This is a genomic window from Streptomyces sp. NPDC017936, from assembly GCF_044328485.1.
Taxonomy (GTDB): domain Bacteria; phylum Actinomycetota; class Actinomycetes; order Streptomycetales; family Streptomycetaceae; genus Streptomyces.
Genome location: NZ_JBIRHK010000003.1, coordinates 233196 through 248414, shown reverse-complemented (window position 1 = coordinate 248414; position 15219 = coordinate 233196). Strand labels below are relative to the sequence as shown.

15 protein-coding genes and 2 pseudogenes are annotated in these 15219 nt (G+C 75.4%); 9 read left to right on the top strand and 8 right to left on the bottom strand.

What is annotated here, in order from left to right; all coding sequences use genetic code 11:
- The first annotated feature begins 106 nt into the window (after positions 1-106).
- Positions 107-916 carry an alpha/beta fold hydrolase gene (locus tag ACH4F6_RS07770; RefSeq protein ID WP_397959008.1) on the top strand — a complete coding sequence of 270 codons (810 nt, stop codon included), beginning with the start codon at positions 107-109 and terminating at the stop codon, positions 914-916.
- A gap of 105 nt (positions 917-1021) precedes the next feature.
- Here the strand turns inward: ACH4F6_RS07770 and ACH4F6_RS07765 are convergent, their stop codons facing one another.
- Entirely contained in the window at positions 1022-1402 is a 381-nt protein-coding gene (locus tag ACH4F6_RS07765) for an S-adenosylmethionine decarboxylase family protein (RefSeq protein WP_397959007.1), read from the bottom strand.
- Positions 1403-1928: 526 nt separating this feature from the next.
- On the opposite strand from ACH4F6_RS07765, the gene ACH4F6_RS07760 reads away from it, so the two are divergent.
- From ACH4F6_RS07760 to ACH4F6_RS07745, 4 genes are all read left to right on the top strand, one after another.
- Positions 1929-3770, top strand: a complete 1842-nt coding sequence (locus ACH4F6_RS07760) for a bis-aminopropyl spermidine synthase family protein (RefSeq protein ID WP_397959006.1) — start codon at positions 1929-1931, stop codon at positions 3768-3770.
- On the top strand, positions 3767-4891 hold the full coding sequence (locus ACH4F6_RS07755; protein WP_397959005.1) for an HAD-IIIC family phosphatase: 1125 nt from the start codon (positions 3767-3769) through the stop codon (positions 4889-4891). The genes ACH4F6_RS07760 and ACH4F6_RS07755 overlap by 4 nt, the downstream gene beginning before the upstream one ends.
- Positions 4888-5181, top strand: a complete 294-nt coding sequence (locus tag ACH4F6_RS07750) for a phosphopantetheine-binding protein (RefSeq protein ID WP_397959004.1) — start codon at positions 4888-4890, stop codon at positions 5179-5181. Before ACH4F6_RS07755 ends, ACH4F6_RS07750 begins: the two co-directional genes overlap by 4 nt.
- Before the next feature lie 139 nt (positions 5182-5320).
- Entirely contained in the window at positions 5321-5632 is a 312-nt protein-coding gene (locus tag ACH4F6_RS07745) for a chaplin (protein WP_397959003.1), read from the top strand.
- Positions 5633-5746: 114 nt separating this feature from the next.
- Here the strand turns inward: ACH4F6_RS07745 and ACH4F6_RS07740 are convergent, their stop codons facing one another.
- From ACH4F6_RS07740 to ACH4F6_RS07710, 7 genes and pseudogenes are all read right to left on the bottom strand, one after another.
- Positions 5747-6613 carry a tyrosinase family protein gene (locus ACH4F6_RS07740; protein ID WP_397959002.1) on the bottom strand — a complete coding sequence of 289 codons (867 nt, stop codon included), beginning with the start codon at positions 6611-6613 and terminating at the stop codon, positions 5747-5749.
- Positions 6597-7079: a tyrosinase family oxidase copper chaperone gene (locus ACH4F6_RS07735; RefSeq protein WP_397959001.1), complete on the bottom strand. Its 483-nt coding sequence runs from the start codon at positions 7077-7079 to the stop codon at positions 6597-6599. Before ACH4F6_RS07735 ends, ACH4F6_RS07740 begins: the two co-directional genes overlap by 17 nt.
- A gap of 114 nt (positions 7080-7193) precedes the next feature.
- A complete protein-coding gene (locus ACH4F6_RS07730; RefSeq protein ID WP_397959000.1) occupies positions 7194-7559 on the bottom strand; it encodes a hypothetical protein in 366 nt (121 codons plus the stop codon).
- A 315-nt stretch (positions 7560-7874) separates the two neighbouring features.
- A pseudogene (locus tag ACH4F6_RS07725) lies at positions 7875-8375 on the bottom strand (DUF5949 family protein).
- 176 nt (positions 8376-8551) lie between these two features.
- A complete protein-coding gene (locus tag ACH4F6_RS07720; protein ID WP_397958999.1) occupies positions 8552-8839 on the bottom strand; it encodes a hypothetical protein in 288 nt (95 codons plus the stop codon).
- 252 nt (positions 8840-9091) lie between these two features.
- Positions 9092-10021 (bottom strand): hypothetical protein, encoded by a 930-nt coding sequence (locus tag ACH4F6_RS07715; protein WP_397958998.1) that lies wholly within the window; start codon positions 10019-10021, stop codon positions 9092-9094.
- A gap of 247 nt (positions 10022-10268) precedes the next feature.
- A complete protein-coding gene (locus tag ACH4F6_RS07710) occupies positions 10269-10508 on the bottom strand; it encodes a chaplin (protein ID WP_397958997.1) in 240 nt (79 codons plus the stop codon).
- Positions 10509-11041: 533 nt separating this feature from the next.
- Here ACH4F6_RS07710 and ACH4F6_RS07705 point away from each other — a divergent pair.
- The 4 genes and pseudogenes from ACH4F6_RS07705 to ACH4F6_RS07690 all read left to right on the top strand — a co-directional run.
- Complete coding sequence (locus ACH4F6_RS07705) at positions 11042-12232, top strand: glycosyltransferase (RefSeq protein WP_397958996.1); 1191 nt, start codon at positions 11042-11044, stop codon at positions 12230-12232.
- Positions 12229-13653 carry a sugar transferase gene (locus ACH4F6_RS07700; RefSeq protein ID WP_397958995.1) on the top strand — a complete coding sequence of 475 codons (1425 nt, stop codon included), beginning with the start codon at positions 12229-12231 and terminating at the stop codon, positions 13651-13653. Before ACH4F6_RS07705 ends, ACH4F6_RS07700 begins: the two co-directional genes overlap by 4 nt.
- Before the next feature lie 8 nt (positions 13654-13661).
- Entirely contained in the window at positions 13662-14975 is a 1314-nt protein-coding gene (locus ACH4F6_RS07695) for an O-antigen ligase family protein (RefSeq protein ID WP_397958994.1), read from the top strand.
- Positions 14972-15219, top strand: a pseudogene (locus ACH4F6_RS07690) (hypothetical protein); the annotation flags it as partial. The gene ACH4F6_RS07695 and the pseudogene ACH4F6_RS07690, both read left to right, overlap by 4 nt.

Below are 15219 nucleotides of genomic sequence, written 5' to 3'. Positions count from 1 at the left end.
GTGACGGGCCCACGGCCCTGTCCCCGTCCCGTACCCCCGCTCGCCCGCGGCACGACAGCCCGCCCGCCCCGACCTCGTGACGGACGACGAAAGAGGAACCAGCCGGATGCGCCTGCACACACAGGAGTGGGGGACGGGTGAGCGTGTCGCCGTCCTCGTCCACGGCATGATGGCCGACCACCGCACCTGGCACGAACTGGTACCGGTCCTGACGGACCGCGGTTACCGCGTGGTCGCCGTCGATCTGCGGGGACACGGCGCCAGCGCCCGCGGGGCGTACGCGCCCCGGCTCTTCGCCGAGGACCTGCTGGAGACCCTCCCGCGCCGTCCCGAACTGGCGCTGGGCCATTCGCTGGGCGCGCTGGCCCTGGCCCTGGTGGTGGAGGAGCTGGCGCCGGAGCGTGCGGTCTACTCGGAGCCGGCCTGGCGGCTGGCCGGCGCCAACGGCATGCTGGACCCGACCGTCTTCACGTTCTTCAAGCGTTCCCCCCGGCTGCTGACCAGCTTCGCCCGCCCCCAGGCGACCGGCCGGGCGGCGAACGGCCGGCCGGCGCGCGGGCAGCGGGCGGGCGCCCGACCGGACGACGGCCGGGAGGGCGGACGCGGCACGGCCGAGCGCATCGCGGCGGCGCGCCTCGCGGCCGAACGCATCGCCGTCGAGCAGCAGGCCCTCAGCGCCTGGGACGAGAACACCGCGCTCGCCCTCTCGTCCTACCGGCTGGTCGATCACACCCCGGAGAAGGCCCTGGTGCGTTCGCTGGTCCAGGTGGCGGACCCGAGTCTGCTCGTCAGCGCGGAGATGAGGGCGGACCTGGTGCGACGGGGCTTCGAGGTCCGTACGGTGCCCGACGCGCCGCACGCCATCCACCGGGACCACTTCGACGCGTTCGTCGCGTCCCTGTCGGGCTGGCTGTGACGGAACGGCGGCACGACGGACGGCGTGCGGTGCCCGGGCACCGCACGCCGTCGACGTCAGCCGCATGTCAGCGCACCGCACGGGGCGCGCCGGCGAACCGCGCGGTCAGTGAACCGCGCGCAGCATGCGCGTCACGTTGATTTTCGTCGGCGACAGCCCGAGCTCCACGCTCTGCATCATCCGCTCGCCGTTCAGCCGGCCGTACGCGAGCAGGTCGACGTTGGCCAGGCTGAATTCGGGCCAGGTGTGAATGCTCAGATGCGAGGCGGAAAGCAGCAGAATGGCGGTGACGGCACCATTGGGGAAAACGTGCGAGGCCTCGCCGAGGACCTGGGCGTTCCCTTTTTCGGCGGCCGTGCGCAGCACCTGGAGGATGCGCTGCTCGTCGGTCAGGATGCTGTGATCGCTCACCCATACGTCGACGGCGTACGAGCACAAATCGTCGACGTTTATGCCCTCGGTGGCGAGGCTGGCGGAGTTGGTCATGGGGAACCGGGGGTCGCGAACCGCTGCCCCCGTCTCCTTTCACGTAGAGATCTGCGCTGGTCCGCGCGGCCGAAGCGGAAGGTGGCGAGGCCGATAACCGGCACTCGGTGGTGCCCAGCGTAGCATCCGGGCGGATCCACGGCCCGCGCGCGCACGGTGCCGAGCCCGGCGCCGGACGCGCCGCGAAAGCCTCCCCGGCCCCGCCGTAACGGCCGTCCGGGACCTGCCGGAGAATTCCGCTGGACACGCCGGAACGATTTCGACGGAAACACCGGAACGACTTCGGGAGCAATCGGCGAGAATCGCCCCGGACCTCCGGAAGAATTTCGACGGCGCCCCTCCGGGAACCGCCCGCTATTCCCCTTCGCTCTTTTCTTCCTCCTCCTTGAATTCCCCGCCCCCGCACCGAGTCGGGTCGGCTCCCCGCCAGCCCGTATACTCGATACTCCTGGATTCCATACAGCCCGCCCGGAGCAGCATTGTGAAAAACGCGCCTCGACACCGTCGGAGTACCACCCCCGATCACGTGCTCACGGAAGTCGCGGACGCCGTCCGGCTCCAGGAGGGCCCGCCCGGGGTGCGGTCCGTCCTCCGCGCCCTGCGCCGCCTGGCTCCCGCCTCCACGAAGGACATCAGCCGGGCCACCGGCCTGCCCGTGCCCATCGTGGCCGCCGTGGGGAACGAACTGCGCCGCCGCGACCTGCTCTCCAAGGAGCGCCCCTCCCGCCTCACCCCGGCCGGACTGGACCTCGTGGCCCGGCTCGGCATGGACCTCACCCTCGACGCGACCTGCACCACCTGCGACGGGCGCGAGCTGGTCATCCCCGACGTGCTGGACGAGGCCGTCCGGCGGCTCCGCGCCGTCATGGAGTCCGGTCCGGCCGCCGACATGGCGATCGACCAGTCGCACTGCACGCCCGAGACCAAGGTCCGCCGGGTGCTCGCGCTGCTCGCGGCGGGTGCGCTGCCGGGCGGCTCACTGCTGCTGATCGGCGACGACGACCTCGTCTCGCTGGCCGTCGCGGTCGTGGGCGACGTGCTCGGCGCCCCGATCGTCGAGCGGGTGACCGTCGTCGACATCTCCCCCGAGATCCTCGCCCACATCAGGAAGGTGTCGGCCGGCCTCGGCACCCGGATCGAGACGGTCGAGCACGACCTGCGCCGGCCGCTGCCCGCCGAGCTGCGCGGCGGCTTCGACGTGGCGATGACGGACCCGCCCTACACCCCCGAGGGCGCCCGGCTGTTCCTGTCGCGCGCCGTGGAGGGGCTGCGGCCCGGCCCCGCGCACAGCGTCTTCTTCTCCTTCGGCGGCAAGAGCCCCGACGAGATGCTCGAGGTGCAGCGCGAGATCATGGCCCTCGGCCTGGTCACCAACGGCTACATCCGCAATTTCAACGAGTACGAGGGCAGCGGCATCCTCGGCGGGGTCGGCTTCTTCCAGCACCTCCTCACCACCAGCTCGACCGCCTCCGGGCAGGGCGACTACAGCGGTCCCCTCTACACCGGCGACAAGCGCACCCGGCAGCGCGAGTACGCGTGCGTGGCCTGCGGCACCCGGGTCCGGGTCGGCCCCGGCGCCCGCTGGGCCTCCGTCGCCGCGTTGCGCGCCGACGGCTGCCCGCAGTGCGGGGAGGGCCCCTTCCGTCCGGGCCGCCTGGTCGCCGCGGAGGAACCCCCGGCCCCGCAGACCTCTCCGGCCGCTCAGGCCACTCCGGCCACTCCGGCCACTCAGACCCCGGTGGCCACTCCGCCACCCGCCGCGGCCGCTCCCGCTCCGGCTCCGGCTCCGGCTCCGGCCCAAGCACAGTCCCCCGCCGCCGCGGTCACCCCCTCCTCCCGGCACTCCGGCTGGCACCCGCCGGCCCCCGACGACCGCGCGGCCCTGGAGAAGCGGGCGGCGCCCTACCTCACCCGCCAGGCCGACGAGCGCGACCTGCCGGCCATCGGCGAGTTCGAGGCCGAGATCGCCCGTGTCTCCTTCGGCGAGGACGCCGTCGACGACCCCGCCCGCTGGGCGTCCCGGCTGGGCCGGGCCATGGAGAAGTCGAAGGAGGGCATGATCGTCGCCCACCGCCCGGGCGAGGACGCCGCCGGCTGGCTGTGGGTGAGCATCAACCAGAACGCGATGACCGGCGACCGCTACGCCAACTTCCGCTCCCTCGCCGTCGCCCCGCTGGACAACCGAGGCGACGTCGCCGAACTGCTGCTCACCGCGGGCCTGGAGTTCTGCCTGGCGAACGGGATCACGGAGGTCGTCGGCCGGGTGCACGTCGGCAACGTCCCGATGCGCACGGTCTACCGCAAGTTCGGCTTCGACCCCGCCACCCTGACGATGAAGCTGCGCCTGCCGCAGGAGGACACCCGATGACCGGGACGACCGGCGCGACCGGTCCGGCCGGCTACGACCCGCACCGCGTCAAGTGCGTCGTCTGGGACCTGGACGGCACGCTGTGGGACGAGATCGCGGTGGAGGCGCCCACCGACGCCCTGCCCGTCCCCCGGCCCGAGATGCTGGCCGCGGTCGACGCGCTGGCGGCCCGCGGCGTGCTCAGCAGCCTCGCGAGCCGCAGCGCGCCCGCGGTCCTGGACCGGCTGAACGCCGTGCCGGAACTGCGCGCGCGCTTCCTCGCGCCGCAGGTGTCCTGGCAGGACAAGAGCGAGTCGCTGCGCCGGATCGCCACGGACCTCGGGATCGCGGTGGAGGCGCTGGTCCTGGTCGACGACTCGCCCTACGAGCGCGCCGAGGTGGAGGCCCTGCTGCCGGGCGTGCGCACCCTCGACCCGGGCGAAGTGCCCGCGCTGCTGGCGGCGTTCGAGGGCCGCGAGGTCACCGAGGAGTCCCGGGACCGGGTGCGCCGCTACCGCACCGAGGAGACCCGCCGGGCCGAGGGCGAGCGTTTCCAGGGCACGCGGGAGGAGTTCCTGCGCTGGTGCGAGATGCGGCTCACCGTCGGCGCGGCCGTACCGCGAGAGGTCCCCCGGGCCCTCGAACTGGCCGCCCGCACCCACCGGCTGAACTCCTCCGGCCTGAGTCCCGAGCGGCTGCGCGCGCTGGCCGCCTCGGACGGGCACGAGCTGTACACCGCCCGGATGGCGGACCGCTTCGGCGAGTACGGGATCATCGGGGCCGCGCTGGTCGACCGCGGTGCCCCCGGCACCTGGTCGGTTCCGCTGCTCGCGCTCTCCTGCCGGGTCGCCGGCCGGGGCGCCGCCGCCGCCTTCCTCTTCTGGCTGATGGAGCGGGCCCGCGAGGCGGGCGCCGAGGAGTTCCGGGTGACGCTGCGCCCGACCGACGCCAACCTGGAGATGCGGATCCTGCTGCGCCAGGCGGGTCTGCGCCGCGTGGAGCCCGCGGACGTCACCGGCACCGCGACCGCCGCCCCGACCGGCCCCGAGGAGGCGGCGCTCCTGGGCCGGCGCCTCGAGGGCGCCCTGCCGGCTCCCCCCGCCTGGCTGCACGTCTCCCCCCGAAAGGACACCGAAGCGTGACGGACTCCCCGACCCCCTCCCTCGACGACCGGGCCGCGGTGGAAAGGGAGCTCCGCTCGATGATCGCCGAGGCCGCCCGCCTGGACGCCGCGGCGGTCGCGGACCTCCCCGCCGCCACCGACCTGTTCGGCCCGGAGATCGGCCTGACCTCGCTCGCCGGGGTGACCCTCCTGGGCCGGATCCAGCAGCGGTACGGCGTCGACGTGGCGGCCCTGGACCTGAGCCTGGACAGCCTCCAGTCGATCGCCACGCTCACCGACTTCGTCACGGCCCACCTCGGCCCGCGCTGACCTGCGGCGCGGCACCTCCCGCCGCACGCGAAGGGTGATCCGCGCGGTACCGCCGTGACCTGTTCGGGGGCACGGCGTTGAACGGGGAGTGCGGCGGCGAGTCCTGCTGCCGCGCGAACCGATCAATAAGGAGTACGTGATGTCTCGCATCGCGAAGGCGACCGTCGTCGCTCTCGGCACGGGCGCCATGATGGCCGGTGGCGCCGGCCTGGCCATGGCGGACTCGGGTGCGCAGGGTGCGGCCGTGGGCTCGCCGGGCTTCCTGTCCGGCAACGTCGTCCAGGCCCCGATCCACATTCCGATCAACGTCTGCGGCAACACCGTGAACTTCATCGGTGCGCTGAACCCGGCCTTCGGCAACAAGTGCGCCAACATCGACGACCACAAGGGCCACGACGGCGGCGACAAGCACGGCGGCGACCACCACGGCGACGACAGCTACAGCGGCTGACCTCCGTACGCCGCACCCTGAGAAAGAGCCCTGGCACCTCGAGCGCCGGGGCTCCTTCCGTGTGCGGCCCCGGCCGTCCGTACGACGGGCGTGGCCGGGCGGGGCCGACACCGCTCAGGCGTACCGGTAGAGGTGCCCGACGTCCTCCAGCTGATCCGGCGTCACGTCCCACGGCGGCAGCTTCTCGTGCCGGGCGACGACCCGGCGGTGCTGCGAGGTGCCCGGCGCCGGCGGCTCGGCGGGCAGATAGCGGTGGTCCTGGTGGCGGCGCTGCCAGCGCGTCCACAGCAGGTCGATGAAGGCGTGGTGCAGCCAGAACACGGGGTCGTTGACGGAGGCGCCGCCGAGCATGGCCCCGCCGACCCACCGGTGCACCCGGTTGTGGTTGCGCCACGCGGCGGAACCGCGGCCGCTCCCCCAGCCCTCCAGCCGGTTGCGGAAGCCCTCCTTCGACGTGGAGTTCCAGGGCGAGACGTCGTAGACCGGGTCCCGCAGCGCCACTTCGACGTCGTCCCCGGTGGGCAGCTCGATCGGGTCGCGGGCGCGGCCGAGGTCGCGGGTGAGGAACACGCCGTCGGTCACGCCCTCCTTGAGGGTCCAGTTCCCGGTGGCGTAGGCGAACGGCCCGGTCGTCACCTGGCGGTCGGAGCGGCGCCCGTTGCCGCCGAGGAGGTCCTCGCGCCAGGGCGCGGAGGTGGCGGTGCGGTCCTGCGTCCAGTCCCAGTACGGCAGCGTGACCGAGGAGTCGACGCGGCGCAGCGCCTCCTCCAGGTCCAGCAGGAACCGGCGGTGCCAGGGCAGGAAGGAGGGCGCCATGTGGGCCGTGCGCAGCCCGCCCTCGCCGTCGGAGACGTAGTAGTCGATGTGGATCCGTACGAACTCGTCGTACTCGCCGCGCCGTTTCACCGCCAGCATCGCGTCGACGAACCGGCGCCGCTCGCTCGCGGTGAGGGTGCTGACGTCCCTACGCGTGTAGGCCACGGTGTCCACCCCCCAGGAGCGCGTGCGCCGGGCGCAGGTGACCGTCCGCGGAGCCGAGGCCGCGCAGCATCTCCCCCGGCCCCAGCTCGTCCACGGCGGCGCGGGCCGCCTCGAGCGCGGTGGGGTACGAGCCGTAGTGGTCCAGCATGCTCAGCCAGGTGCCGTCGGCGCGGCGCATGAGGTGCAGCGGGCGGCCGTCGACGGTGACCTGCCAGCGCTCGCCGTCGACGGAGCGGACCGCCGGCAGGAGGACGCCCCGCAGGTGGCGGCCGCGGTAGGTCTCGTCGAAGGCGGCGTCCGCCGGGCCCCGCCGGCGCGGTGCGGGGCGGGAGGCGGCGACGACCGGGGCGAGTGCTAGCGCGGCGGCCGCGCCGAGCAGCCCGCGCAGCACGTCGCGCCGGCCCCTGCGTCTCGTCCTGCCCGGCTGACTCGTCGTCACGGTTGTCCGGTCGACACTGACGTCCATGGTGTGCTCCTCGTCCGGTGCGGATCTGCACAGCGGTAACCGTCCGGCGGCCTCCATGGTCACGAAAGGCGACAGCCCCGGACGTCCGTCCGGGGCTGCGGTCGTGGCGCGCTCCTACTTGCCCGGGCCCAGCCCGAACTCGGCGGCGGGAACGTCGAGGGCGACGATCTGGGTGTCCTTCCCGAGGGGCTCCGGCGCGGGCGCGCGCAGGCGGGCGCCGGGCGCTCCCGCTTCCACCGGGAGCTCCGGGAGGAGCCGGCCCTCGGTGTACCGCAGGCCGTTGTAGGCGTGCCCCTCCGCCACCGGGATCTCGCCGCTGACCTCGGGGAGTTCCATGCCGAGGGCCTCTTCGGCGGATTCCAGCGGTACGACGACGGGGACGGTGCCGAGGGCGGCGGCGGGGGTCGCGGAGACGGCGCAGGCCGCGGCCGCCACACAGGTGAGCGCGGCGGCGAGGGTTCCTCGGGTGATCGGCTTCATGTCGGGTACGGGCCTTTCGGTGTACGGGGGTCCGCGAAGGGACACTGCGTAGCGAGTAACGAGCCGGGAAACGCCATCAGCCCCTGTCGGCGCGCAATTCGCCCGCGTGCAGCAGTAGTCCGACGGATGACGGTCGGCTCGTCAGCACATCCGACCGGCGGGTGGGGACGGGCGCGCCGGCCGCTCCGCCGTGCGTCACCGGCAGGACCCGGGCGCGCTCGGCGAGGAGGCGGCGCGGGGCCGACGGCGCCGGCGGGAATCCGCCGCGCCCGGCGAAGAGGGCGGACCGGCGGCCGGCGCCCGCCGCCGGCGTCGTCAGCCGCGCAGTCTGCGGGCGGGCACGACGACGTGCGCGGCGGCCGTCAGGGTCTCGTCGGCGCCCGCGAACGCGGCCGGCGCCTCGGGGGCGACGGGCCTGCCGGGAACGGCCTCGGGTCACGCGCGCGTGGTGACGACGAGGTAGGCGTGACCGCGCTCCCGCACGGCGGCCGACCACTCGGGCGGCGGCACGCACCGGGCGCTGAGGCCCCGGAGCGTCAGGACGGCCTGTCCGGCCTCGACGAGCAGGCCGACCGGCAGGCCGGTCCGCTCGGTGCCGTCGACCGGCCTGCCGCCGACGGGCAGGCCGCCGGCGGTCAGCAGGTGCGCGACGGCGGCGGCCGAGGCCTCGGGGCCGCCCGCCGCGTCGTCGAGGGAGTACGCGAGGAGGTACGGCATGTCGTCGCCGTCGGGAGCCTCGCCGCTGAACGGCATCACGACGAGGGTGCCCGGGTCGGCGGTGCCGAAGGGGCGGGCGGCGCTCAGGGTTGAGGTCATCGCGCGACCCTACCCACGTGCCGGAGGCCCTCCGGACGGCTCCGCACCCGCGCGGAGGACGCCCCACGGGTGCTCCCCACGAACGGGGGACGCGCCGTCGGCACCGCCCCCGGCAGCGCCGAGGGCCGGTCCCGTGCGGCACGGGACCGGCCCTCCGGAAGCCGCCGGGCGGGGCGTCAGCCCTTCAGGGGCAGCCCGCCGAGAAGCGGGGCGCGGCTGTCGTTGAGGGTCTTGGTGGCCTCGTTGAGGGTGTTGAGCAGGGAGCCCTCGTTCTCGGTGTCGAGCGCGCGCGACTGCTGCTGGAGCGGCATGACCTCGAGGGGGTGGCCGTCCCGGGCGAGCGTGTCCACGGCGCCGTCGAGGCGGGTGGGCGTGAGGTCGGCGGGGGCGGCGAACGCGGGTGCGGCGGCTCCGGCGATCACGATGGACCCGGCAACGACAGCGGCGGCCTTCAGGGACTTCATCGGGTTCCTTTCTTCGGCGACTCGGCGGCTCGGCGGCTCGATCGGCGACTCGCCCACTCGGCGACTCGACGACGCGACGACTCGGCGACCCGAGTCACCCGGGGTGTTTCTGACGCCGTGCCTAACGAGCTCCGCCGGAAGCGGAAACCCCGTGGCGGACGATTTCCGCCCCCGGCGGCGGTCCGCCCGGACGGGGGACGGCCGGACCGCGGAGGCCGGGGTGCGGAGAGGGGCGGACGGGGGAACGGGTCGTCAGGAGGTGGGGGCCGCCGCCCCGGTGGGCGGCTGCGGCGGGGCGACCGGTGCGGTGGGCGCCGCCGGGAGGGCGGGCGGCTGCGGCAGGCCGGCCAGGCTCGGGGCGGGCAGACCGCCGCCCAGCAGCGTCGCGGTGAGCAGGTCGACCACACCGGTCACCACGCTCGTGGCCGCCGGCAGGACCTCGTCGGCGTCGCCGGAGGTGACGGCCTCGAGCAGCGCGTCGAGGGCTTTCTGGAGGGCGGCGACCGCGTCCGCCCTGAGGTCGGCGGCCGGGGCCGCCGCCTTGGCCGCGCCGCCGCTCCTCGTCAGCGAGGGCAGCCAGTCGAAGGGGAACATGCCGGTCACCGCCGCGAGGTGGCCGGCGGCGGCCGTCGTGGCCAGGTCGGCCGCCGCGGCGGCGTTTCCCACCGCCGCGTTCATCGTGGCCGCGTCCGTGCCGGTTTCCGGGGCGGTGTCGCCCGTCGCCGCCGCGGTGTCGCCCGTCGCCGTCGCCGTGGCGTCGCTCGCCGTCGTACCCGTCGTACTCGTCGTGCCCGTCACGGGGGTGGGCGCCGTGTCCGGCCCGGTCGTGGTCGCGGTGGTGGCGGGCGGGGTCACCGCGGTCGCGGCCGAGAGCTCGGCGACGGCTTCCCTGACGGCGTCGCCGAGCTGCTCGGCCTGATCGGCGCTCAACCGGCCGCTGCCGGTCTTGAGCGAGCTGTCGAGGAGATCGGTGATCGGGGCGAGGGCCGCCCCGAGGTCGCCCAGGGTCTTGACCTGGGCGAGAAGCGCGTCCGCGCCGGGAACGGGCGCTCGGGACTCCGCGGCGCTGCGCTCACGGGCACGGTCGGTCTCCTCCGCGAGAGCGGTGGGGGCGACGGCGCCGAGGACGAGGGAGGCGCAGAGGGCGGTGGAAGCGATACGCCGAACGGGCAGACCACGCATAGGGGTTCCTTTCGATGTGCGTCGGGTCGCAGGACCACCGTGAAAGCGCGCATCACCCACCGCAACCGGCGGTTGCGGTGAGTCACGCTCCCCGGGGCCGCATCACCGCTGGTGGGGCGACCCGGGGAACCCCCGTTCGGCCGGGTCGCCGTCCCTCCCCCCATTCGTGGCAGCGCGAACGGCCGCCCTCCGGACGGGAGGGCGGCCGTTCGACGAGGACGAGGTCGCGACCCCGGCCGAGGTGACGTCAGGCGTTGACGCAGGTGTTGCCGAACGCCGGGTTCAGCAGACCGGCGAGGTCGACGGTGTTGCCGCAGAGGTTGACCGGCACGTGGATCGGAACCTGGACGACATTGCCCGACACGGCGCCCGGGGAGTGCTCGGCGACACCCTGCGCCCCGCTGTCGGCGGCGGCGACGCCGGAGGCGCCGGCGACGGCGGCAGCGGCAGCGGAGGTGAGGGCCAGGCCCTTCGCGATACGCGACATGGAGAGGTGCTCCTTGGGAATTTCGTTGCGCGGACGGAGATGCCCGGCGCTGTGTCAACGCGGCGCACCGCCCGGGGTTGTGCCGCCGATGGAGTGACACGCCGACGGACCCCGAGCCCGGCCTTCCGGGACGCCCGCCCTGCTCCGACACCGGCCGGCACCCGCCGCACCCCGGCCGACCCATCGGCCGTTCGGGTGAATTCGCTCATGCTCTCGACGGGGGTCCGGCCCGTTTCCGGGCCGTCCGCACGCCTCCCGGCGGTGCCCGCCCCGCCGTCGGTCCGGTGAACCGCGCGATCAGCGCGCCGGGGCGGCGTCCGGGGCGCGTGTCCCGGCGCACGCCCGGGCATCCGGCCACGCGTGTGATGCGTTCGATCACCGGAGTGGGTTTTGCGGTGCGGCGGTGACCAGGCGGCCTTTCCCCTCGTTCCCCAGCGGGACGCGGCGCGGACCGGCGCGCACTTCGTCGCCGCCGGTACACGCAGGCGCGTTCCCCCCGTCCGGAGCGACACCGTGAGCGAGGAAACCGCGCGATGCACCAGCCAGAACCCGACGCCGGATCCCGGGTCCTGCACCTCACCCAACCCGTGGACGGAGGGGTCGCCCGCGTCGTGACGGACCTGGCGCGGGCCCAGCTCGCCGCCGGGCTGCACGTCACCGTGGCCTGCCCCGACAGCGTCCTCGCCGGGGACCTGCGGTCCCTGGGGGCGGACGTGCTCCGGTGGGAGGCCTCCCGGTCGCCGGGGTCCTCGCTGCCGGGCGAGGTGCGCCGGCTGACGCGGCTGCTCGCCCGGGCGCGGCCCGACCTGGTGCACGCGCACAGCGCGAAGGCGGGGCTCGCCGGGCGGCTCGCCGTGCGCGGGCGCGTCCCCACCGTGTTCCAGCCGCACGCCTGGTCGTTCGAGGCGGTCGGCGGGACCACCGCGGCGCTGGCGCTCGCCTGGGAGCGGTTCGGGGCGCGGTGGGCGGACCGGCTGGTGTGCGTGAGCGAGGCGGAGCGGGCGACCGGGGTGCGCGCCGGGATCGACGGGCGGTGGAGCGTCATCCCCAACGGCATCGATCCCGGGCGTTTCCACCCGGCGCCCGTCGACACCGTGCGGGCCGCGCTCCTGCCGGACGCCGACCCGGCCGCCCCGCTCGTGGTGTGCGTGGGACGGCTGTGCCGGCAGAAGGGCCAGGACGTGCTGCTCCGGGCGTGGGAGACCGTCACCGGCCGGGTGCCCGGCGCCCGGCTCGCGCTGGTGGGGGACGGTCCCGACCAGGCCCGGCTGCGCGCCCGGGCCCCGCGGTCGGTGGTGTTCGCGGGGGCCGTGACCGACGTCGTCCCCTGGTACCAGGCCGCCGACCTGGTGGTGCTGCCGTCACGGTGGGAGGGCATGGCCCTCGCCCCGCTGGAGGCGCTGGCCTGCGCACGGCCCGTGGTGATGACCGACGTGGACGGCGCCCGGGAGAGCCTGCCGGCCGCGCTGGCCGACCGCTGCCTGGTGCCCGTCGAGGATCCGGCTGCGCTGGCCGCCGCCGTCACCGGACTGCTGCTCGACCCGCTGCTGCGCGAGTCGCTCGGCCACCAGGGCCGCCGTCACGTCCTGTCCACGCACGACGTGCGGCGCACGGCCGGGGCGGTCGCGGACGTGTACCGCGAACTGCTCGGCCGACGGCGCCCCGCGGCCCAGGCGCCGGCCCCCGTCGTCCCCACCGAGAGCAGGAAGTCCCTCCACCCGTGACTGCGGAAAGCACCGTGCCCTCCCCCGGCGGCGAGCCGGGGCTCTCGCCCGTCTCGGTGATGTCCCGGCGCGAGGGCGAGGCGGGATTCCGGTTCCCGGCCCGGCGGCCCTCGAAGCGGCCCGCCGCGCGGCTGTCCCTGCTGCTCGCCGACGGTCTCGGCGCCCTGGCCGGCTCACCGGCGCTGACCGGGGCGCCGGCGCGGCCGCTGCTGGTGGCCGGGCTGGTGGCGGCGGCGATGCTGCTGCGGCCCCGTTGCCCACGGCCGGCGCAGGGGGTGCTGGACGAACTCCCCTCCGTCTGCGGCCGGATCGCGGTGGCCTGGCTGGCGCTGGGGGCGCTCGTCGCGGCGTACGCGCCGGCACACGCGCTCTCCGCGCGCACCCTGCTGCTCGGGGCCACGGCGCAGACCGTGGCCGCCTGCTGCGGCCGCGCGGTCGTCCACCTGCTGCGGCGCCGGACGCTGCTGCGCCGCCCGCGCGCGGCGCTCGTCGTCGGCCCGGCGGCCACCGCGCAGCGCGTGGCCGCCGCCGTGCTGCGCCACCCCCGGTACGGGGTGCGTCCGGTGGGCGTCGTCGCCGAACGCCCCGGCCACCTGACCGCGCCCGACGGGCTGCCCGTGCTCACCTCGGGCGAGGAGGTGCAGCGGGCGATCGTCCAGAACGGCGTCCGGGACGTCCTGTGCGTCGACCCCTCGGTGCGCGCCGCTCAGGGGGCGCTGCTGCGCGAGCTCGCCGAGTCGGGCTGCGCGGTGTGGGAGATCGACGCCGACAGCCCCTCGTGCGCCGCGTCCGAGCACCTGGCCGGTTTCCCCTGCCGGCGGCTGGACCTGGGGTCGCGGCACCGGGGCGGCCTCGGCAAGCGGCTGCTGGACGTCACGGTCTCCGGGGCGCTGCTGCTGCTGGTCAGCCCGCTGCTGCTGGTGTGCGCGGCGGTGCTGCGGCTGACCTGCGGGCCGGGCGTGGTGTTCCGGCAGGAGCGCATCGGCCGGGACGGGCGGCCGTTCACGCTGCTGAAGTTCCGCACCCACCGTCCGGTCGACGAGCACGAGTCCGCGACCCGGTGGAGCGTGGCCGGCGAGCAGCGGATGAACCCCTTCTGCCGCTTCCTGCGCCAGACCTCGCTGGACGAGCTGCTCCAGCTGTGGAACGTCGTGCGGGGCGACATGAGCCTGGTCGGGCCCCGGCCCGAACGCCCTTACTTCGTCGGCCAGTTCAGCCAGACCTACCCCGGCTACGCGGCCCGCCACCGCATGCGGACCGGGATCACGGGCCTCGCCCAGGTCCACGGGCTGCGCGGCGACACCTCGATCGAGGACCGGGCCCGCTTCGACAACGCCTACATCGACAACTGGTCGCTGTGGCAGGACGTCTGCATCCTGCTGCGCACCGCGGCCGCCCTCGTGCGACCGACCGGGAGCTGAACCGTCCGATGAGCCTCGCCCTGCCCGCGCCCCGCGCCCGGACGCTGTCACCGGTGCTGCCCGTCGTCGCCGTGGTCGCCCTGCTCGCGCTGCCGGTCTCCCCCGGCGGCGAGGGCGGCGCCGGTCCGGCCGACGCGCTGTCCGCGCTGGTCGTGCTGTTCTGCGTGGTCCGGCTGCTGCGGCAGCGGCGGCGCCCGCTGTCCCGCACGGCCGCCGTGGTCCTCGGCCTGCCCGTCGCCGGTCTCGCGCTGGCGGCGATGGGCGCGTCCTCGCCGGACGCCGGGATCACCGGCCTGGGCCGCTACCTCCAGGTCTTCGTCCTGGTCCCGGCGGCGGTGCTGCTGCTGATCCGCGACCGGTCCGACTTCCGGCTGCTGGCCTGGTCGTTCGTGGGGCTCGCGGGGTGGGAGGGGGCGGTCGGCGTCCACCAGTACGTCACCGGGACCGGCGCCTCCTACCGGGGCGAGACGATCCGCGCGGTCGGCACGTTCGGACCGCAGGACGTGATGGGCATGGCGACGGTCGTGTCGTTCGGCCTGGTCTGCGCGGTGGGGCTGGCGCTCGGCCGCGGCCCGGTACGACGGCGGGCGGTCGCCGCCGCCTGCGCCCTCGCCCTGCTGCTGCCGCTCGCGCTGTCCTTCAGCCGGGGCGCGTGGATCGCGACCGCGGTGACCTGCTCGGCGCAGCTCGTGCTGGCCGGGCTGCGGCGGGCGCTGCGGACCGGCGCGGCCGTGGTGGCCGCCGGAGTGGTCCTGGTGGGCGGCTTCGGCGTCGGCACGGCGATGCTCCAGGAACGCCTCAGCAGCATCACCCAGGTCACGGACGCCCCCGACCGGTCGGTCACCGACCGGTACACGATGTGGGAGGCCGCGCTCGGCATGTGGCGCGACCGGCCGCTCACCGGTGTCGGGCTGAAGGGCTTCCCCGAGCACCGGGACACGCACGCCTCGCTGGCGCTGTCGGCGGGCAGCGACACCGACGGCGCCGGCGCCGGCTTCCGCAGGCAGCCGCTGCTGTCCCCGCACAACATGTACCTGCTGGTCCTGGGCGAGCAGGGGCTCGTGGGCCTGCTCGCGCTGGCGGGCGGCTGGCTGGCCCTGCTGGTGTGCGCGCTGCGCGGGCTGGTGCGGGTGCGCGGGGCGCGGGCCCCCGGCCTGGACTGCGCCCTCGTCGCCTGCGGTCTGCTGGTCTGGCAGCTCACCGACTTCCTGTACGCCGACATCGGCGGGCCCTCGACCGTGCTGACCGCCGTGTGCCTGGGGCTCGCCGGCTGGTGGGCGCTGGTCGGGGGCGCGGGGCGCGGGGAGGCGCTCCCGCGATGACCGTGACGCCCTCCCGGACCCCTCGCCCGGACGGCGACACCGGCGGCGCCCCGGCCGGCGCCGCGCTCGGCGACCTCCGCGACGACCCGCCCGACACGTCGAACGACGACGACAACGCCCTGACCGGCACCGCGACCGACGACGACAGCACCGGCACCGGCACCGGCACCGGCACCGGCCACAAGGCGACCCCCCGGACGACCGGCGCCCCGGCCGACGGCACGGACAGCCGGCCCCACGACGA

Coding starts and splice junctions, on each gene's coding strand:
- ACH4F6_RS07745 (WP_397959003.1), top strand. CDS start 5,321: ATGTCTCGCATCGCGAAGGCGACCGTCGTCGCTCTCGGCACGGGCGCC.
- ACH4F6_RS07705 (WP_397958996.1), top strand. CDS start 11,042: ATGCACCAGCCAGAACCCGACGCCGGATCCCGGGTCCTGCACCTCACC.
- ACH4F6_RS07715 (WP_397958998.1), bottom strand. CDS start 10,021: ATGCGTGGTCTGCCCGTTCGGCGTATCGCTTCCACCGCCCTCTGCGCC.
- ACH4F6_RS07730 (WP_397959000.1), bottom strand. CDS start 7,559: ATGAAGCCGATCACCCGAGGAACCCTCGCCGCCGCGCTCACCTGTGTG.
- ACH4F6_RS07770 (WP_397959008.1), top strand. CDS start 107: ATGCGCCTGCACACACAGGAGTGGGGGACGGGTGAGCGTGTCGCCGTC.
- ACH4F6_RS07720 (WP_397958999.1), bottom strand. CDS start 8,839: ATGAAGTCCCTGAAGGCCGCCGCTGTCGTTGCCGGGTCCATCGTGATC.
- ACH4F6_RS07765 (WP_397959007.1), bottom strand. CDS start 1,402: ATGACCAACTCCGCCAGCCTCGCCACCGAGGGCATAAACGTCGACGAT.
- ACH4F6_RS07710 (WP_397958997.1), bottom strand. CDS start 10,508: ATGTCGCGTATCGCGAAGGGCCTGGCCCTCACCTCCGCTGCCGCTGCC.
- ACH4F6_RS07695 (WP_397958994.1), top strand. CDS start 13,662: ATGAGCCTCGCCCTGCCCGCGCCCCGCGCCCGGACGCTGTCACCGGTG.
- ACH4F6_RS07755 (WP_397959005.1), top strand. CDS start 3,767: ATGACCGGGACGACCGGCGCGACCGGTCCGGCCGGCTACGACCCGCAC.
- ACH4F6_RS07735 (WP_397959001.1), bottom strand. CDS start 7,079: ATGGACGTCAGTGTCGACCGGACAACCGTGACGACGAGTCAGCCGGGC.